At 53.9% G+C, this 18,564-nt stretch carries 14 protein-coding genes and 1 other annotated feature; of the genes, 2 read left to right on the top strand and 12 right to left on the bottom strand.

Annotated features, from left to right (window positions below):
• Nucleotides 1-14: 14 nt before the first annotated feature.
• Nucleotides 15-1,691, bottom strand: a complete 1,677-nt coding sequence (locus CJP46_RS05020) for a glutamine--tRNA ligase/YqeY domain fusion protein (protein ID WP_094594471.1) — start codon at nucleotides 1,689-1,691, stop codon at nucleotides 15-17.
• A gap of 69 nt (nucleotides 1,692-1,760) precedes the next feature.
• Nucleotides 1,761-2,025: a binding site (T-box leader), on the bottom strand.
• Between the two features lie 85 nt (nucleotides 2,026-2,110).
• A complete protein-coding gene (locus tag CJP46_RS05015; protein ID WP_094594470.1) occupies nucleotides 2,111-3,193 on the bottom strand; it encodes a glycoside hydrolase family 172 protein in 1,083 nt (360 codons plus the stop codon).
• A gap of 196 nt (nucleotides 3,194-3,389) precedes the next feature.
• Between CJP46_RS05015 and CJP46_RS05010 the strand changes: the two genes are divergently transcribed.
• Nucleotides 3,390-4,292 carry a helix-turn-helix transcriptional regulator gene (locus CJP46_RS05010; protein ID WP_094594469.1) on the top strand — a complete coding sequence of 301 codons (903 nt, stop codon included), beginning with the start codon at nucleotides 3,390-3,392 and terminating at the stop codon, nucleotides 4,290-4,292.
• Nucleotides 4,293-4,328: 36 nt separating this feature from the next.
• On the opposite strand, the gene CJP46_RS05005 is transcribed toward CJP46_RS05010, so the two are convergent.
• The 9 genes from CJP46_RS05005 to CJP46_RS04965 all read right to left on the bottom strand — a co-directional run bounded on the left by CJP46_RS05005 (nucleotide 4,329) and on the right by CJP46_RS04965 (nucleotide 16,776).
• Nucleotides 4,329-5,408: a glycosyl hydrolase family 18 protein gene (locus tag CJP46_RS05005; RefSeq protein ID WP_256992188.1), complete on the bottom strand. Its 1,080-nt coding sequence runs from the start codon at nucleotides 5,406-5,408 to the stop codon at nucleotides 4,329-4,331.
• Between the two features lie 42 nt (nucleotides 5,409-5,450).
• Nucleotides 5,451-7,220 carry a polysaccharide deacetylase family protein gene (locus CJP46_RS05000; protein ID WP_094594468.1) on the bottom strand — a complete coding sequence of 590 codons (1,770 nt, stop codon included), beginning with the start codon at nucleotides 7,218-7,220 and terminating at the stop codon, nucleotides 5,451-5,453.
• A 36-nt stretch (nucleotides 7,221-7,256) separates the two neighbouring features.
• Nucleotides 7,257-9,134 (bottom strand): glycosyltransferase family 2 protein, encoded by a 1,878-nt coding sequence (locus tag CJP46_RS04995; RefSeq protein ID WP_094594467.1) that lies wholly within the window; start codon nucleotides 9,132-9,134, stop codon nucleotides 7,257-7,259.
• A 9-nt stretch (nucleotides 9,135-9,143) separates the two neighbouring features.
• Nucleotides 9,144-10,466: a nucleotide sugar dehydrogenase gene (locus CJP46_RS04990; RefSeq protein ID WP_094594466.1), complete on the bottom strand. Its 1,323-nt coding sequence runs from the start codon at nucleotides 10,464-10,466 to the stop codon at nucleotides 9,144-9,146.
• A 40-nt stretch (nucleotides 10,467-10,506) separates the two neighbouring features.
• Nucleotides 10,507-11,958, bottom strand: a complete 1,452-nt coding sequence (locus tag CJP46_RS04985; protein ID WP_094594465.1) for a polysaccharide deacetylase family protein — start codon at nucleotides 11,956-11,958, stop codon at nucleotides 10,507-10,509.
• 102 nt (nucleotides 11,959-12,060) lie between these two features.
• A complete protein-coding gene (locus CJP46_RS04980) occupies nucleotides 12,061-12,243 on the bottom strand; it encodes a hypothetical protein (RefSeq protein ID WP_094594464.1) in 183 nt (60 codons plus the stop codon).
• Nucleotides 12,244-12,518: 275 nt separating this feature from the next.
• A complete protein-coding gene (locus CJP46_RS04975; protein WP_094594463.1) occupies nucleotides 12,519-14,234 on the bottom strand; it encodes an alpha-keto acid decarboxylase family protein in 1,716 nt (571 codons plus the stop codon).
• Between the two features lie 178 nt (nucleotides 14,235-14,412).
• Nucleotides 14,413-15,192, bottom strand: coding sequence for an alpha/beta hydrolase (locus CJP46_RS04970; protein WP_094594462.1), 780 nt, complete (start codon nucleotides 15,190-15,192; stop codon nucleotides 14,413-14,415).
• 165 nt (nucleotides 15,193-15,357) lie between these two features.
• Nucleotides 15,358-16,776: an aminotransferase-like domain-containing protein gene (locus CJP46_RS04965; protein WP_256992187.1), complete on the bottom strand. Its 1,419-nt coding sequence runs from the start codon at nucleotides 16,774-16,776 to the stop codon at nucleotides 15,358-15,360.
• A gap of 131 nt (nucleotides 16,777-16,907) precedes the next feature.
• Here CJP46_RS04965 and CJP46_RS04960 point away from each other — a divergent pair, with 131 nt between their 5' ends.
• Nucleotides 16,908-17,840, top strand: coding sequence for a DMT family transporter (locus CJP46_RS04960; protein WP_094594460.1), 933 nt, complete (start codon nucleotides 16,908-16,910; stop codon nucleotides 17,838-17,840).
• A gap of 122 nt (nucleotides 17,841-17,962) precedes the next feature.
• Here CJP46_RS04960 and CJP46_RS04955 read toward each other — a convergent pair whose 3' ends face one another.
• Nucleotides 17,963-18,553, bottom strand: a complete 591-nt coding sequence (locus CJP46_RS04955; protein WP_094594459.1) for a TetR/AcrR family transcriptional regulator — start codon at nucleotides 18,551-18,553, stop codon at nucleotides 17,963-17,965.
• Nucleotides 18,554-18,564 lie beyond the last annotated feature (11 nt).

Raw genomic sequence — 18,564 nt, 5'->3', positions numbered from 1 at the left:
CGTAGAAAGACCTCCTAGTGTTTTTTCCACCCATCTTTGAGTGAAACGATCCGATTGAACACCGGTACCGGCCCGGCCAGATCTTTGTGATCCAGGCAGAAGTAACCTTGGCGGATAAACTGGTATTTGGCATCCGGCGAAGCCGTTTTCATCCATGGCTCCATCACGGCATGACTGAATATGATTCGGGAATCAGGAGACACCAGTTCCGCCCAAACATTATCCGATTCCGCCACAGATGCAGCATCTTTCAGAAGGCTGCCGTACAAGCGGATCTCGGCGGGAATGCCATGTGCGGCAGAAACCCAATGAATCGTCGATTTCACCTTTCTGCCGCTGAACCCGGTACCGCTTTTCGTCTCAGGATCGTACGTGCAGTGCAGTTCCACCACTTCTCCCGTCTCCGGATCTTTGACGGCTTGATGGCATTTTAAATAGTATGCCCCCTTCAATCGAACCTCGCTTCCCGGATACAGGCGGTGAAAGCCAGGTACCGGATGTTCCATAAAATCCTCCCGCTCGATATACAATTCTCCGGAGAAGGGGACGTCCCTGCTGCCGAGCGTCGGATCGGCGTCGCTGTGGCTGAGATGCAGCATTTCCGCCTGATCCTGCGGATAATTCGTAATGACGACTTTTAGCGGATCAAGCACGGCCATAACAGGGACGGACTTCTCCTTTAAATCCTGGCGGATAAAGTGGTCCAGCATCGCGGCATCCACCGTGCTGCTCAGCCTCAGCATGCCCACTTCATGCATGAACCTCCGGAGGCTTTCCGGCGTGACGCCCCTGCGCCGCAGCCCCTTCAAGGTCGGAAGGCGGGGATCATCCCAGCCGTCGACGAAACCGCCTTCGACCAGTTCCCTGATGTACCTTTTGCTCGTGACCATGCCGGACACGTTCAACCGTCCGAATTCCCGCTGCTTCGGGGGTTCCGGCACTTCGAGCTCGCGGAGCACCCAATCGTACAGGGGTCGGTGATCCCTGAATTCCGCGGAGCACAGCGAATGCGTAATGCCTTCGATCGCATCCTGGATCGGATGGGCAAAGTCATACATCGGATAAATGCACCAATCACTCCCCGTCCGGTAATGCTCGGCGTGGATGATGCGGTATAAGGCCGGGTCCCTCAAGTTGATGTTGGGCGAAGACATGTCGATTTTGGCCCGCAGCACCTTGGCTCCGTCCGGGAATCTGCCTTCCCTCATTTGACGGAACAAGGACAGATTGTCTTCCACCGACCGCTCGCGGTAAGGACTGTTCCTTCCGGGCTCCGTGAGCGTACCGCGATATTCGGTCATTTCTTCCGCTGACAAATCGCAGACATAGGCTTTTCCTTTACGGATCAGCTTCAAAGCCGCTTCGAAAATCTCTTCCGCGTAATCTGAGCCAAAGTACACCGGCAGATCAAGACCAAGCCACCGGACATCCTCCCGGATCGCCTCCACATATTTCATATCTTCCTTCAACGGATTCGTGTCGTCAAACCGCAGATTCATTGTCCCGTGGAATGCTTCGGCAATCGCTGCGTTCACGTGAATCGCATAGGCGCTTCCGATATGCAGGTAACCGTTCGGCTCTGGCGGAAACCGGGTCGCGATGGGCCTTGAGTACGCTCCGTTCTCCACGTCCTCCATCACGGTTTTCGTCAAAAAATCCACCATCTCTTCTTTTCTAACCTTCTCTTCCATAAACTGCACCCTCCTGCTCGCAAAAATCAAAATGAAAACAAAAAAATCCCGCCTCCAAGACGCTGACGTCTTGGGGACGAGATTTTATTTCGCGGTGCCACCCCGGTTCGCGGATCTATCGCTACATCCGCCTCTTCGGGTACGGCTTGCCTGCATGCTTATACCCTAGCTCTGTAACAGGAGCTCCTGTCGCACCATCCGGAGACATGAGAGTCCTTCTTCCGATGCGCCGCTCGGAGGCTTGTTTCAATGACGGACGGCCTGCTCCTTCACAGCTGCCGGAGCTCTCTGCAAGGCTGTCCGCGTCATTTACTCTTCTCTTCACCGCGTTTTCATTCCGTTATGATTTTGATCATCTTAACACCATTTTCGGCCATTGTAAACCGCATTATGCACGCGAGATCGGAAAAGGGAGGAGATTAAATGACCTCCAGTCCATCATTATCCGGCAGCGGCGGATGCGCCGTATGCGGCTCGGACTGATACCAGAAAGCGACGGACGCGATATCGTCCTGCAGCGGCAAATAACGGCCGCCGGAACGCCAACCGAGCGCCTGGATCGTCACCTTCAAGTCCTCTTCAAACCGGATCGGATCCATGACATGCCAGCGGTACATGCCGAATCGCTGCTGGCTCCGGTACAGGCCGTCCGGCCTGATTTGCTGATGAAAGCCCAAATAAGCGGTAGAGTATGCGCCGTACTGGCCTTGCGGATGCTCAAAGTTCCAGGCGCCGCCAAAATAGTCCTCGGTTCCGGTGCCGCAAATCGTCGGGAAGTCGCGGTCGCCGTCCATAAAGAACTTGATTTCGCCTTCTCCCCACCATCCGGTGTTGTTGACTTGCCAGGCTATGTAGGTGCCGACGTACTGGCCTCTCCCCTTCACGCCATCCAGAAGCACGTGATCCTGCTTATACGGCAGAGGATTGCTCCGGCGCCAATGGGCGTGAAAATAGGCCGCATCCTCCGGCACCTCGGTCAGCGTATAAGTGAACTGGTAATACAGCACCACGGGTTTGTCCATTCGGTTCTCAACGGTAACCCGAGCCTTCCTGCGGAACGGCATGACCCAGTAGCAATTCATCCCGCCGGCGGGATTTACCGCCACAGGCAGGGAGTTGACATTGCTCCGTTCACACCAGCCGTTGCAGAAAAAGTCGCCGACAGGCACTTCTACGGAAGGCTCCTTTTCATCATCCCAGTAAAAGCGCAGGATCAGATGCCGCCAGCTGTCCGGAAAGCAGGTCAGCCAAATATGCTGAATGGCCCCGGGTCCGTCGATATCCGCGGCCGTAAACTCTTCGCCCGCCTTGATCTCCACCGAAGGCGATAATTTCCATCCCTGACCCAAATCCCGGCCGGCATTCGCTCCGGTCCCCTGGGTAGCCATTCCGCCCTGTCCCTTGGCTCCCGTAAAATTTTCCGCGCTGATCGATCTTGTCTGAGCGGAGGACATCCGGAATAAATTGCCCAGCCCCATGTTCAGCCCGTTAAATGGTTCCATGTTCATCTCTCCTGTCATCTCTCAAATCGGTTGTTCATTAAAGCGGTTACAAGTCATTCTACAGACGTTCCCCCTCCATATCGATGTTGGGACTTGTTATTTGTTATCCATTCTTGCTATTGTCAGAATAAAGAACCGCTGAAAGAGAGGATTCCCGGAGCATGGGATCATTCAAAGGAGGGAGCTATCAGAGCGTATGGACCGACAACAGCTGCTGCAAGCCTTGTCCCCCTATGTACGAAGGGCGTGGCACCACAAGGTTGACCGCATGAAACTGGCGCCGCGGATCATATTTGATTACGAACTGCTGTATGTTGAGCAAGGCGAGCTCGACATCCGGATTGCAGGGGATTCATTGACCGTGTATCCAGGCGATCTGTTGCTGTTTAAGCCCGGAATTGAGCATGAATTTGTCCGTTCCAGAGGCCCCTGCTGGATGCCGCATATCCATTTCGACGCCCTGCATTACGAGGATTACGAGGACGTCCCGATCAACTTCAAGCTGCGGGCGGATTGCAGCCCGCAAGAGCTTTCGTGGATCCGGCCGGATTGGCTGGGTTCCGCGCTGGAGATTCCCCATCTCATCCGGGTTCAGAACTATGCGGAAATTCATCAGAAGCTGATGCGTCTCATCTACGCCTACGAACGCCGGGATGCTGAATTTCCTTTGCTGCAGAAATCTCTCGTGCTGGACATTCTGTACCTGATGATCAAGGGCCTGAAGGCTGCCGGGCACGGCCAGCTATTGCTGCATCAAGCTGCGATGGAGCGGGCGGTTACCCACATCATGGAGCATTACGATTCGGTGATCCGGCTGGAGGATTTGTCCAAAATGGCTTGTCTGAGCCTCTATCACTTTTCGCGCGTATTCAAACAGACGTATGACGTATCCCCGCACCAATTCCAGATTCGGTACCGGATGGAGCGGGCCAAAGAGCTGATGATGTACAGCCGTCTGTCCCTGCCCACGATCGCCGAGCAGGTTGGGTACAGCAGCATTTACGCTTTCAGCAAAGCTTTTAAGTCCGCCTGCGGCATCTCTCCGAAAAAATACATGAGCACCCATGCCTCCATGGGTGCTCATGAAATCCATTATTAAGCCGCTGGCGCTTAAGCGCCAGCGGCTTCTTCTTTACTATTTTGCCGTTTCGGCAGCTTGAACCAGCTTATCCAAAGTACTGCCTCCGAGCTCCCCCAGCCTCCATACGGCCACATGAGTGATTCCTGCTTGACGCAGTGTGTCGATCCAGGAAGTCAAGGTTGTACCGTCCGCATACCACACCGTATGCCTCGCGTTCTGATCGTCGGTGTACTGATAGTGCAGGCTCCCGCTGGCCGCGTCCCGTTTCAGCTCCGAACCGTTCGTATATCGAATCCGGACGGCCTGCTGTTCGGTGACTGCAGCCACTTGATCCCCATGCCAGTCAAACCCTCCGGCCGCAATGGCGATCGCTTTATCGCCCGGAACCGCTTTTATCCGCTTGGCCAGCTTCTTCAGAAAGTCCTTGTCCGCTTTGGGTCCCGGCCCGCTGTGCGTACCGTAAAGATTGTACGCCATCATCACGTATTCGGGCCCTTCGGGCAGCGTAAGCGTTTCGACGGGAGCACGGGATTCCAGCACGATGCGGAGCGATTTCCCCTTGGCCTGCAGCCGCTCGTACAATTCCCGGTAAAAAGCGGTCATGTGGCCCCAGTCCTTGTCCTGGATGCGCTCATAATCGATCTCCACCCCTTGAAACGCGTATTGATCGAGCAGGGCCTCAATCTCAGCGATATGCTTCTCCCGCCCTTCCTTCGTGGAAACCAGCCGCGATACCAGCTCCGGGTCTTTTGGGGACTCGCTGCCATCCTGGCGCACGATATCGTTAACGAGAGTCAAGTCCACCTCTCCGATGTCAGCGGCCTCCGCCGTTTCCCGGATTCGTGGAAGCCCCTCCTCGAACGCCTTCGTAAAATAAAGGCGGTCCGATTCATCAAAATAAGCGGCAAACGCCTGAAGGCGGTGTAGAGCTTTACCCAGCTCCCCTGCATCCGTGAGCCCGGGCTCCCACTGCCAATCCACTACCCATGCTGTAAGGTCCACAGGGATCTTGGCCGGTGGAGGTGCTGTCTGTACGGCCGGGCGCTTCTCCCAAATGCTGAACCCGACCAAAACGGCCACGATGACAAGCACCAACGTTATCCATGCGGATTGAGCCATTTGCTTCATACGCATCTTCTAAATCTCACTTCCATTTCGCTTAGAAATTGCTTTCCGTCAGAACGTATCGATGGCCCAATCGATCGTCGCATCCATCGCATGCTCGACCTGTGCCGTGATTTTTCTCCAGCCGAGCAGCTTATTCGTATACCACACCGAGGTTTTTCCGTCCACCGCATTGCCCGTTGTCACAGCAATATCCTCGAAGATTCCGTCATAGATGTCGTCCTTGGTGTTTTGCGGACTATAGGCTGATCCCAGCCCCACGGCGCCACCCTTCAGCGAAGGAGCAATCGAAGCTTGCAGAACGGGCTGCCCATCTACGATGACCTCAAGCCGATCACCCGACAGTTTCATCTGAATCTGCCGGGTATTTTTGATGTTAACGGGATATTCATCCTCGTCATCGGACTTGGCGCCTGCCTGTGCTTCCTCCAAGGAATACACCGTCGCCTTGTCAAAGGCGCGGTCTTCCGAAGACCACTTGACCGGATTCAGCTTGTATTTGCCCAAGACGGCCACCGGCGAGCCGGAAAGCTTCTGCTCCACCTGGATTTCATTGCGGTCCAGCGTTACACGCACGTACTGCTGCCCGTCTCCAGGGTCCCTCAAGTAAAAAGATTGTTTGCCGACCACGTTGCCGGAAACCTTGGCGCTTAAGGTGAAATCCACCGGTGCTACTTCTCCTTGATTCAGCAAAAGCTTGCCTTCCCCGCCCGGCGGCGAAGTCAGCACGATCCGGTTATCCTTGAATTCGGCGGCGCCTCCGGCCAGCTTCCACTGCCCGGACTGCTTCCGGTCTCCGGTTACGTAAGTCATCTGCTGACCGCTGTCCTTGCCGATTTTCATCAAGAGATGGTTGGTTGACCAGTAAGGCTCAGGCTGCACGCGGCTCAGGTTATATACATCCTGCGAAGGACCGTTGAACGCACTGCCTTCCAGGTTAAAATGCATCTGAAACAGCGAACGGATATCACGGTCGTTCACATCCGCCACAAGCGGGTTCATGCTCCCGTACAGGGCGTTCGCATGCATGATCATATAGACACCGGGCACAAAACCGAGCTTGTCGGTATAGACCGTATCCATCAGCTGATAATCTTTGCTGATCCGCTCCTGCATCGTACCCCGGTCCTCGAGCGGTATCATATTTTCATCGCGGATAAAATCCATGAGGTAGTGATTATAGTGCTCAATTTCTTCCTTGCTGTTTAGCTTGTTTTCGTCTTTGACGCCGATATAATTGCCGTTTTTATCGAAAATATTGATGTAGGTCAAACGGTAACCGTTAGTCCCCATTTCCCAATAGCCGCTTTTCATCATGCTGCGAAGTTCCTTGGGCTGCACGAATTTATGATCCCCGTCCCCCATTTTGTTTGCATAGGTGAGGAAGGTGGCCTTATCGTTGTATCGCTCCAACAAGGGCTGGGCATAAAGACTGGAGTCGTTGCGCCCGTCCTCAAAGGACAAAAACAGTGCTTTGTCCGGCAGTGCCTTTCCCTTTTGATAGAAATCGAGTATATCCTGCTGCGATACGGTGACATAGCCTTGATCATGGAGGGTTTGAAGCTGGGCTTTAAGCTGTTCTTTATCGATCAGAATCGGCGTACCGGTACGACTGACCCCATAATAAGACAGGGCGACGAACCCGCTTCGATTATGCCAAGCCGACTTGTCCGGTTCGGCGTAGCGATCGGTTCTTGCGACGGCTTGATAGATCAGAACCACGACAATGACTACCAAGAAGAGCTGAATCCAGGTTTTGATCCACTTCCGCCGGTTTTTGCGCTTCACGTTGAACGCATCGCTGCGTTTTCCTTTTTTCATCCTGCATCCTCATTTAAATTCCACGGTTCCGCCGGTTCACAGCGGCACTTCCGTCTTCGTATTTTTTCGGTTTTTTCTTGCGGCTTTTTTATTTCTCGCCTCAATGTCCTGCGGCGTTTCCCTTGTCCCCCAGGTCGATTTCCAGAAGGTGAACCAGGCGACCGGCATTTGCCAGAGCAGCACCATTTCATAGAAAAAGCAAAAGACGAAGCCGAATACCCACAGCTTGCTTTTACGGAACAAAAGATGGGCCAGACTCATCAGCAGGGACATCAGCAGAAGCCCCATTAAGAACGTCCCCGGAAACACATGGTGGAAAATGGGCACATACAGCAGGTTGTAGAGTACGATCAGCGGCGCGGCGATCGGGACGATGACGCCGATGTAGAAGAAGAGCACCATAAACGGTTCCTTGCGCCAAATAAATCCGGCCGCCCTTAATGACTCCCTCAGCCAGGAACGTTTCCAGCGCATCTGCTGCTTCAGAAAGACATTCATCTCCGATGGAACGATCGTCGAGCAAATCGCCTTATCCTGGTACCCCGTCCGGTGCGTCTTCAGAATATAGTTGGTCATACTGCGGTCGTCGCCGAAAGTAGCCGGCTGCCCCAGAAATTTTTGGTTCAGCCAGGCGTCGGCATGCTTCAGTACGAGCCTCTTCTTGTAACAGGAGAGCGGCCCCGATAGGCAGGTGACGCTGTCAAACCAGGACTCCGCTGCTTTCATGATACGGAATGCGATGTAATAGCGCACCGTCTGAAGCTTGGTAATGGAGTTGGTATACTTATTCTCCACATCCGTCCGGCCGGCGACCCCGCCCATCCGTGGATCCTGGAACGGCTGCACAAGATGCTTGATGGCCTGCGGGTCCAGAAAACTGTCGGAATCCACGAACACGACCAAGTCGTGCTTCGCCATCCGAACCCCCTCGACCAAGGCTTTCCTTTTCCCCCCGTTTTCGGGGAGGATATGCATCCGCAGCCGCTCTTTGGTCTGAAAACGGTCGGCTTCCTGATAAAGCAGGTCGATCGTCTTCTGAATCTGTTCCGCAGACCGGTCAGTAGAACGGTCATCCACAACGATGACCTCCAGCTTGTCCACCGGATAGTCCTGATTCATACAGCTGATGATCGTCCTGTGGATCCACCTCTCTTCGTTGAAGCACGGAATAATGATCGATACGCCCGGCGTATAATCCGGATTTACAGGCACGTCCCGGTATAAAGTTCCGAATAAGTACCTCGTCAACAGAAACGCCGCGGCGATCAGGCTGTATAAATAAAGCAGGAAATTGTACTTAAAATAGATGATACTCTCTGCCCGCAGCAGCAGCACGAAAACGGCTGCGAGCAGCAGCAGCCCGCTGGCCGTATACACGGAATACCCCCAGCGTCTGCGCTGAAAATATTCATGCAGCGGTTTGACGAACTCAAAGGCCGCCATCGGAACGGCATCCCTGCCCGTTCCGCGTTCAAAGGTCCGGACGACGACCCCTTCGATGTCCACCTTGGATTCATACCCTTCCGGCATGGTTCCTGCCGGAATTTCAAAGTGCATGGACACTTTACTGCCCGGCTGGATCTGATCCGTCGTCAGCGGCAGTTTCAACAGGAGGCCCGTCGAAGAGATATCGGCCGCTTTGGTTTTCAGTTTTCTTCGACCCTTTCCTTTCCCCCAGGTCAGCAGCACGGGAAAATCCGCCTCGTACCGGAGGCTGAGCTTCCGCATCCTTTCCATATAATCCGAACTTAAATGTTCCGCATCGTTGTCCCGCGATCCTCTCCGGTCAACCGAGCTGCGGATTTGTTCCGGGTCGGGAACTTGCGATAAGATCCGCCGGTCCGTCCGGGGTAAGGTGAGAACCTCATCCGTTTGTTTTTTCTTTCGTTTGAACACGATTCTTGTTTCTCCCATCTGCTCTCGTTACAGCCGCCAATAAATATATCCTTGACGCTCGAACTCCGCCTTGTCATAAACTCCTTTGACGTCCAGCAATATTTTTACCGAGTCCTTCCTGAACATCGCATCCATATCCGCATATCTCATGCCAGCAAAGCATTGATGCGGAACGGCCGTGACCAGTACATGAAGGTCCTGCAGATTCTCCATTCGCGACATCTCCAGCCCATACTCGGCGTAAGCTGCTTGTGGATCCACCAGCGGATCGACGATCAGAGGCTCAATGCCGTAATCCTGAAGCTCTCTGACGATATCCACCACTTTGGAATTACGGATATCGGAGCAATCTTCCTTATATGTCAGGCCGAGCACGCCGACCTTAACGTCGCGTAGGTCCAGGCGCTGTCTTACGAGCATCTTGATCAGCTGCTCCGCGACATATTTGCCCATCCCATCGTTGATATGCCGTGCTGCCAGAATGATCCGTGAGCGGATGCCGCTATCCTCCGCCTTGTAGGTCAAGTAATACGGATCGATTCCTATGCAGTGACCTCCGACCAGACCGGGAACAAAATTCAGGAAATTCCACTTCGTCCCCGCGGCGCGCAGCACCTCCTGGGTGTCAATGCCCATCTGATGAAACAGCATGGATAGCTCGTTCATAAAGGCGATATTGATGTCCCGCTGGGCATTTTCAATGACCTTCGCCGCTTCAGCCACCTTGATGCTTTCCGCCCGGTATACGCCGGCATCAATGATCTGTTCGTACATGCCGGCGATGATTCCGAGCGATTCCTCGTCCATACCCGAGACAATCTTGACGATATTGTCGAGCCGGTGAACGTCATCGCCGGGATTGATCCGCTCCGGCGAATATCCGACTTTAAAATCCTTCCCGCAGCGAAGGCCCGACTCCGCCTCCAGGATCGGAACGCAAATTTCTTCGGTTACGCCTGGATAAACGGTCGATTCATAGACCACGACCGCCCCTTGGCGGAGCTTCCTGCCGACCATGCGGCTCGCTGCTTCCACAAACCGTAAATCCGGCACGTTACCGCTTTGAACCGGCGTTGGCACGGCAATCACATAAAACCTGGCTTCGCTGAGCCGCTCTTCGTCCGATGTAAATTCCAATCCCGCAAATGCCGGGCTTATGTCATCCTCGGACATCTCCACATCCGGAGGGGCTTCCTCCTGCAGCCGGCTGATCTTGCCCGGGTTGACATCAAAGCCGATCACCCGTATCTTTTGCGAAAACGCCTGTGCGAGGGGAAGGCCCACATACCCGAGTCCAATGACCGCTACCGTATTGAAGACGTTCAGCACATTTTGATTTGGTTTTGACATATTCCATCTCCATCTATCTATCATTGACTGCTGAATTCCATTAATTCGGAATCCAATCGGACAGTTTCACGAACGTGTATCCTTGTTTCCGCAAGTTTTGAATGATGCCCGGCAGCGCCTCAGCCGTGTGGGTATCGTCCAGCGAATGCAGCAGGATTATTCCGCCGCTATGGCTTTGCTGGAGAACCGAATTCACGATTTGCGGAGCGGTGCGCTCCCGGTTCCAATCATTCGGATCGATATCGAAATCAACGATATTCCGGTAACCGGCCGCCGCGATAATCTTGGCCGTGCGGTCATCAATATCGCCGGTCGGCGGCCGGAACAGCATCGCAGGCTGTTCCTGGATCGCATCCGTAATGACGCGGTGCGCCTTGACCACTTCATCTTGCAGCTGCTTGACGCTGAGCTTGGTCAGGACCGGATGGCTGTACGTGTGATTTCCGACGTCATGCCCTGCTTGGGCGATCGCCCGCGCCAGGTTCGGATTTTTCTCCACACCGTCCGCACGCAAAAAAAACGTACCCTTCACATGGTACTGATCCAAAATATGAAGCAGCTTCGTGATCGTTTCGTCCGTGCCCCAATCGTCAAAGGTGAGGGCGATTTCTTTCTTGTCGGTTTTGTGGCTGTAGACGAGATTGTAATCTGCTTTGGCGTATTCCGTGTTATACTTCGCAGCCTGATAGCCTTGAACCGTGTCGGCCGGTTTACGTGCACCGCCCATGGTGATCAGCTTGTCCAGGGTAACAAAATGATACCCGGCTGCCGAAGCTTCCGCGGCGATCAGGTCTACCGATTCATTCAGGCTCCGGTTCTCCGCCAGGTCGATCGCCACAATCCCCCCGCGGTTGATGTATTTCCGGATATAGTTCTTTTTTTGCTGAGGGGTTTCCGTCTTCCAATTATGTAAAAACAGACTGTAGGATATGACCGACTGCTGTCCGCTCTGGGCTGCAGCCAGCCGAAGATCGTCGCTGATTGCCCCGGTTTGCGTCCTTACAAACTTCGGAGTGACCCCGGTTTGCTTGCGGATGACATCGTCGGCCAAATGGATTTCCTTGTAGATCTGTCCGTAATCCATCCGGCTCATGTCAACCGCATTCAGCGTGTTGTTCTCGATTTCATGTCCCCGGGACAAAATTTTGCGGGCGATATCCGGTTCCTCCGCAACCCGCATCCCCGGCAAAAAGAAGGTTGCTTTTATTCCGCGGGCATCCAGTTGATCAAGAAGCTTGTCCATCGTTTGGGCGTCTGCCATCCCGTTAAACGTTAAGGCAAGATCCTGGCTGGCCGTATATACCAGAGATACGGCTTGGCTCATTTCACCGGTATAACGCTGAACCGGCTTATCTGCCGCAGTCGTTTTCGTGCCGCCGTCCGTATCGCCTCTCCCCAACCAAGTGCATCCTGACAGCATGCTCAATGCTAAGACTGCGAGGACCAGCCATGCGGCGGATTTTCTGGGCGAAAAGTCTTTCATTACTTTCATAGATATGCTCCTTCGACACACTCTTAAGTCCTACAAAAAGAATAACGCGTAAACCCTATTTAACAAATGACAAAAAGATGTCAATTTTTCGACATCCGAACGTTAATCCCAGGTTCCCGGTTGGATCGAATCGGACTGCCGGTGCCTTCTCAATCGCTGAATCCCCTTGGAGTTCTCCGACTTTCGTTGTTCCAGCAGCAGTTTTACCCCTCTGATCAAATAACGGTAACGCAATTCATCCTCATGATTATGTTTACGCATTTCTGTAAAATAACGGTCTAACATCCTAATAACCACTCCAATTATCTATGTTTATAGAACTAGATTGAATGAACTAGAGTTTGCATTTAACCCCTGTTATAACGACCCATACGGCACGGCAACATTCATTTCTTTAGTTCATTCTATATAGTCTACAAGATTCGACTGTACAAATTCTGAACATGCCTATAGTCCCGGTCGCACAAGTAGATTTCAGCTTCATCCCGGATGCCTTGATTACAACAAAAAATGCTGCCTGGAAGTTCATCATGAACCTCCCGGCAGCACTCTCAATTGCTTTATTTCTGGCCCTTCTTTGCCTGTTCCTCCATGTAATCCCGCATCCGCCGCATATATTCCGGCGCATCCATCGGATCGGCGGCGATCATTTCGATGATGCAGAGCTTTCCGGCCCGCTCCCGGTCCGCCTCGGCGAACGCCTGCTCGAGCTCCCCGTTCGTCCGCACCGTCGCCGTAAACGCCTCACCGCCGAAGGCTTCGGCCAGCTTGGTGTATGACCAGCGCGGAATTTGGTTATAGCGCTGATTCTCCGTCTTCACGTTCAAATATTTTTCGATGGTGTATCCGTCATTGTTCAGAACGAAAATGATCGGCTTACAGCCGTAAAACAGCATCGAGCTGATCTCCTGCGCAGTCAGCTGTAGCGAGCCGTCCCCCGTAAACAGCAGCACCCTGCGCTCTGGGGCGGCGATGCAGGCACCATAGGCTGACGGCGTGGCGTAGCCGATCGACTGCCAGCCTCCCTGCGTAATATACGTGACGTTCCGGGGCAGCCGCACATAAGCCATGCCGTTATAGAACGTTCCGGTCTCGGCAATGACGACATCGCCATCTTTCAGCATGCGCTGAATCCTTGGATAGTATGTCGAGGCGAGCAGCGGCGCGCTGGGTTCACCGGTAACCTGATCATACGGAAACGCCGCCTTGCCGGCCGCTCCGCTGCCTTTATAGCCGATCTTTTGCAGTTCAAGCAGTACGTCGGCTGCCAGCACGTTCGGGAACTCCGCCCCTCCCACCTTGACCATTGAGGGCTGAATATCCACGGTTACGAGCGGATTCAATTTGGCGGTGTACGTGCCTGTGTTGCTGTCCGCCCATACCATGCCGACTGATACGACGCAATCCGCCTGTTCCACCACGGTTTGTACTTCAGGCGTGCCGAACGAACCTCCGTACACTCCGATATAGTTTGGGTGGGACTCATCGAACGCCCCTTTACCGAACATCATCGTCGCCACCGGAATATTCAAGGCGTCAGCCAGCTGGCGCACCGCCGTTTGAAGCCCGAAACGCATCGCCTTGACGTCGACCAGCAAAACCGGATTGCGCGCTCGATCAAGAAGCTGACGCGCCTGATTCGCCGCCGCTTGAAGGGTCGTCAGGTTGGACGACGGTCTTGGCGGTGTCGGCTCACCCCTTGCGATGACCGGCTTAGAGACCAAGTCGTCGGCGATCACCAGATAGACCGGCTTTTTCTTTTCCTTGGCAATCCGGATTGCGGTCGGAATTTCGATCTCGGCATTCTCCGGCGTGACGACGGCCGTGTAGGCCGTAATCGGCTCATACACCTTGCGAAAGACGTCAAAATTGCCGTCCATCAAGGTATGGTGCATCAGCTTATGTTCCTTCTGATCCTTGTCCGGCGGGGACCCGACGATATGGATCAGTGGCACATGCTCACTGTTCGCCCCGGCGACCGCGTTGCAGGCGCTGAGTTCTCCGACGCCGAACGTCGTAATCAGCGCCGATATGCCTTTGATCCTTGCATAAGCGTCTGCCGCGTATCCCGAGTTCAATTCATTTCTTCCATTGATAAATTGAATGCCGTTATACCGCTCCAGCGTATCAAGCAAGGTAAAATTATAATCCCCGGGCACGCCGAAAATTTCGGTGATTCCCTCGAGTTTTAAGCAATCAAACATATACTGGCCGAGGCTTTTCCCTGTTGTGCCGGAATTCAGATTGGCGTTTCCCATCGCCGTCATGTTTCCCATCGGTCGCTCACTCCTTATCCATTTCTTGGGCTGTTTCTGTATAACATTACCCTTTCCGTGGACAGGTTATTCTAGACAAGGATCCGAATCTCTGAGCTGCGAAAAGGAATACAAAAAAACAGACCTCGGCACATATCATATGCCTCGGTCTGTTTTAGCAAGTATCCCGATCCTCGAGTTATGCGTTGTTTTTCAGTGGAAGCCAGGCGAGCACGTCTTGGATCTTAGCGTCCCAATAACCCCATTCGTGGCTTCCCGGGCCTTCTTCGTATGTATAGTCGAGCCCCGACTGCTTGCATGCCTCGCGGAAAATGACGTTGTCCTCATACAGAAAATCCTCAGTGCCGCAGCATTGGTACAGCATCGGTTTCGGCCCTTCCGACTTTGCACACTGCTGCATCAGCCAGAACAAGTCCTCCTCACGGTTCTTTTCCGGCTTGTCGCCGTAAATCAGCTTATAATCCGGGAAATGGTCTGGTTCTTCCGGGGCTTTTAGACCGTTCATCGCACCCGACAGCGAAGCCGCGGCCGCAAAGCTCTCCGGTTTGCTTAGCGCCAATTTAAACGCTCCATAACCTCCCATGGACAGCCCTGCGACGAAATTGTCCTCCCTCTCCGCCGACAGCGGGAAGAAAGAGCGGGCAATGCTCGGCAGCTCCTCGCTGATAAACGTCCAGTACTTGTTTCCGTAAGCCATGTCCGTATAAAAACTGCGGTGCACCTGAGGCATCACGACCGCCAGTCCCGTCGATGCCACATAACGCTCAATTGACGTTCTGCGCAGCCAGATGGAATCGTCGTCCGACAATCCATGGAGCAGATACAGTGTCGGGTGCTTGTCCGCAAACGTATTGTTCTGCATTCCGATCTGATGTCGGGTCTGCTGCGGAAGAATGACCGTCATGGAAGTGCTGAGCTGCAGCACGTCCGAAAAAAAGTGACATTGAATCAAAGCCATGATATAAGTCCACCTCTCTATATTCGATCATTTGGAGCGTCTGCCGTTCCTTCCCGCCTGCTGAGCAGCTGGCTGGTCAGGTTCTGGTTATTCCGCTCCCTCCATTATTGTACCGTGTCAGTCCCGAAAGTTCATGACGATTTTTTCGATGCGGTGAAAGGAGGTCTATCTACCGTCCAACCTGCCCGCCAAGTCGGTCAGAAGCCGCATGCCCGTCCGAATCTGCTCCTCATTGACAAAGCTGTAGCTTAATCGGATCCAAGAGCGCATTTCGCCCTTCGGATCAAACACCGCTCCCGGAACGAACGAAACCGCTTCAGAGGTAGCGTGCTTCCATAACGTATCCACGGAGAGATAATCCGGGAGCTTCACCCACAGGTTGAGTCCGCCATGAGGCACAGTCCACTGCCAGCCGGAGTCCTGCAGCGCCCCAATCATCAGATCCCGGCGGATCTGAAGGGCAATCCGGAGCTTCTCCAAATGGTTCTGCATCCGCTCCGATCCGAAATAGTGCAGAAACAGCTTTTGATTGACAAGCGGCGAGCCGTTATCTGCAAGCGACTTCAGCGTTAACAGCGGCTGGATGACCGAGCTTCGACCTACCACGGCACAGATCCGGAGGCCCGGAGCCACGTATTTGCTGAAGCTGCTCAAATAGACTACCCATCCCTCCGTGTCATAGGTGAACAGAGGCAATGCCGGAGGCTCGCCGAAATAAATGTCGCGAAACGTGTCGTCCTCAACCAGCAGGCACTGATATTTCTCGGCCAGGGCGACGAGCTGCTTCCGCTGACCTGAAGGAACTGAATAGCCCGTCGGGTTATGAAAGGTCGGATTCATATAGAAAAAGCGCGGCTTGTACCGTTTCATCGTCTCCTCCACCTGGCCAAGGTCGTACCCGCCCGGCGAAATATCGACGGGGAGAAAACGGGCACCCTGCGCGCGAAAAATATCCAGGGCCGCGCTGTAGGTCGGCCGCTCCACCATCACGGCATCCAGTGGGCGGATGTAGAGCCGGGCCAGCAGGTCGATGGCCTGCTGCGCACCGGACGTGATGATCAACTCGTCCGCCGTCACGCTCACCTTCATCCGTCCGGTCATGTATTCGGACAGAAATTCCCTGAGTTCAGGATCCCCCTGCAGATCCGAATACGTGCCGATCATTTTCGGATAGCGGTCAAACACCTCTTTGACATACTGGGACAGATACAGATTGGGCAGCAGATTGGGATCAATCAGCGCCTGCGAGAATTGATAGACGGAAGGCACACGCTGAATGACGGACATCTCGTTCTGATAGGCTCGGGCCGCACTGGAGCTCTTTTCATAAGTTGGCAGTCCCATTATTTCATGCACTGGAGCGACATAATATCCGGACTTTTCCTTCACATAAGCCGTTCCTTCCTCCTTCAGCAGCTGGTAAGCGCGAAAAACGGTGAGCCGATGGACCTGCAGCTCCCCGGCCAGCATCCGGATCGATGGCAGCTTGTCATGGGCCGCAAGTTCTCCCCGCTGAATCCTTGCAACAATATGATCGTAGACCTGTCGGTACAGCAGCGGATGATCCTTTTGTGGCGACTGCAATTTTACATTCCCTCCGAACATGAAGTTGTGAGCTCATTATACTATAAACCCGAATTCATCTGTTCTGTTATCATGCATCTGTTCTGTGACCCTCCTTGTATGATGAGTAGACAACTAAAGGAGGAGTAAGCATGATACTTGTCAATTATTTGCTGATGTGTCTTATTTTTGGCACAACGTTTCTCGCCATCAAAATCGGGGTGGACGCAGCCGCTCCGCCCTTTTTCTCAGCAGGACTGCGTTTTTTTGCAGCCGGCCTGGCGTTGTTTTTGTGGATGGTTTGGCGCAAAAAGACCCGTTTCCGTATTCTGCTGCGCAAAGAAATGCTGCTGACCGGCATATTGCTGACGTTCGGCACCTTTGCACCGCTCTACTGGGCCGAGCAGCACGTTTCTTCCGGATCCGCCGCCGTCTTCTCGGCTACGGGTCCGCTGATGATTTTGCTCATCCAAATGCTGGTCTTCAAAGCAAAGAGCACGGCTCGGACCGTTGCCGGCTGCCTGCTCGGTTTTACGGGTGTACTGCTGTTGCTGCTGTCGGACCTCTCTTCCTCCGCCGGAGGCGCCTGGATCATCGGCGGTCTGGTCATCCTTGCCGGGGAAATCAGCTATGCCGCTGGAACGCTGTATTTGCGAAAAGTGATACAACGTTACCCCGAAGCGTCGCCCATTACGCTGAATGCAGCGCAGATGATGCATGGCGGATTCCTTCTGCTTGTGCTTTCCCTGCTGACCGAGCCCATTCATACCGCCGTGCTGCCCGCCGGTCCTGCGCTCGGTTCGCTCGCCTATCTCATCATCATCGGATCCATGGTCGCCCACAGCCTTTATTATTGGCTTGTCGCCAAGACGAATCCCGTTTTCCCGTCGACCTGGCTGTACATCTCGCCCATGATCGCCATGGCCGCGGGGGCACTGCTGTATCATGAACGCATCACATGGCTATCGGTCGCCGGCATGATTACGATTATAGCCGGAACGCTGATCACCAATATGGACAGCATACTGCGGGTAATCCGCAGGCCGGCGCAAGGAAAGGCGTCCGTTGCGGGTACGCGGCATTAGTGCGGTATCCTTTCTCAAACACACCGTTCAACTTTTATGTAATAGTCCATCCCACTGCAATCAAAAACGGCCGATCAGGGATCCCCCTGTCCGGCCGTTTGTCGTCTTTCCGTCATTCCGTTTTACCTTCTCAACATCCTCATCAGCATATCCGCTGACGGCGTTCCGTACGGCTTCTCATCCGCTTCCTCGACGATCAAGGCGTTCACGACGTAGAAATACCAATGAAGCAGCTCACGAGGGTCGCCCTCGGCAAGCTCCCCGGCTTCCTGTCCTTGCACAAACAAAGGAATCAGCGGCTCGATCATGGCATCCGCCGAATGCTCCTTTAAAATCGCCGCAGCGTCCTTCGGAATGGCGTCGAGGCTGCGAACGGCGCGGAGAATGAGCATAAAAGCGAATTTGTTCTCGCTGAGCATATTTTCCGTCAGCGCTTTAATTTGCTCATAAGGCGTCCCCGGCAGGCTCGGTACATTCCCCGTCTCTCTCCGTCCCTCCTCCATCAGTTCCTCGACGATGCTGGTAAACAGCTCATCCTTAGACGCGAAATAACGGTAGATCAGTCCTTCGCTGACGCCGGCTTCCGCCGCGATCATGCTGGTTTTCGTTCCTGCAAAGCCGCTGCGGGCAAAAAGCTTCATCGCGGCCTGCCGTATCTGACTTTTCCTCTCATCCCGGATATGGGCCAGCTGTTCCTTATTTAATGGCGACAATAGACTCCGAA

It is taken from the genome of Paenibacillus sp. XY044 (assembly GCF_002257645.1).
GTDB lineage: Bacteria > Bacillota > Bacilli > Paenibacillales > Paenibacillaceae > Paenibacillus_AQ.
Note: the sequence above shows the minus strand (reverse complement) of the source record. Positions and strands in the feature narration are given on the sequence as shown.

What these genes read in the sequence shown, in the direction of transcription:
- CJP46_RS05005 (WP_256992188.1), bottom strand. Translation starts at nt 5,408, where the DNA reads ATGCGTATGAAGCAAATGGCTCAATCCGCATGGATAACGTTGGTGCTT.
- CJP46_RS05000 (WP_094594468.1), bottom strand. Translation starts at nt 7,220, where the DNA reads ATGAAAAAAGGAAAACGCAGCGATGCGTTCAACGTGAAGCGCAAAAAC.
- CJP46_RS04975 (WP_094594463.1), bottom strand. Translation starts at nt 14,234, where the DNA reads ATGGGAAACATGACGGCGATGGGAAACGCCAATCTGAATTCCGGCACA.
- CJP46_RS05020 (WP_094594471.1), bottom strand. Translation starts at nt 1,691, where the DNA reads ATGGAAGAGAAGGTTAGAAAAGAAGAGATGGTGGATTTTTTGACGAAA.
- CJP46_RS04990 (WP_094594466.1), bottom strand. Translation starts at nt 10,466, where the DNA reads ATGTCAAAACCAAATCAAAATGTGCTGAACGTCTTCAATACGGTAGCG.
- CJP46_RS04970 (WP_094594462.1), bottom strand. Translation starts at nt 15,192, where the DNA reads ATGGCTTTGATTCAATGTCACTTTTTTTCGGACGTGCTGCAGCTCAGC.
- CJP46_RS04985 (WP_094594465.1), bottom strand. Translation starts at nt 11,958, where the DNA reads ATGAAAGTAATGAAAGACTTTTCGCCCAGAAAATCCGCCGCATGGCTG.
- CJP46_RS05015 (WP_094594470.1), bottom strand. Translation starts at nt 3,193, where the DNA reads ATGGAACCATTTAACGGGCTGAACATGGGGCTGGGCAATTTATTCCGG.
- CJP46_RS04960 (WP_094594460.1), top strand. Translation starts at nt 16,908, where the DNA reads ATGATACTTGTCAATTATTTGCTGATGTGTCTTATTTTTGGCACAACG.
- CJP46_RS04995 (WP_094594467.1), bottom strand. Translation starts at nt 9,134, where the DNA reads ATGGGAGAAACAAGAATCGTGTTCAAACGAAAGAAAAAACAAACGGAT.
- CJP46_RS04980 (WP_094594464.1), bottom strand. Translation starts at nt 12,243, where the DNA reads ATGTTAGACCGTTATTTTACAGAAATGCGTAAACATAATCATGAGGAT.
- CJP46_RS05010 (WP_094594469.1), top strand. Translation starts at nt 3,390, where the DNA reads ATGGACCGACAACAGCTGCTGCAAGCCTTGTCCCCCTATGTACGAAGG.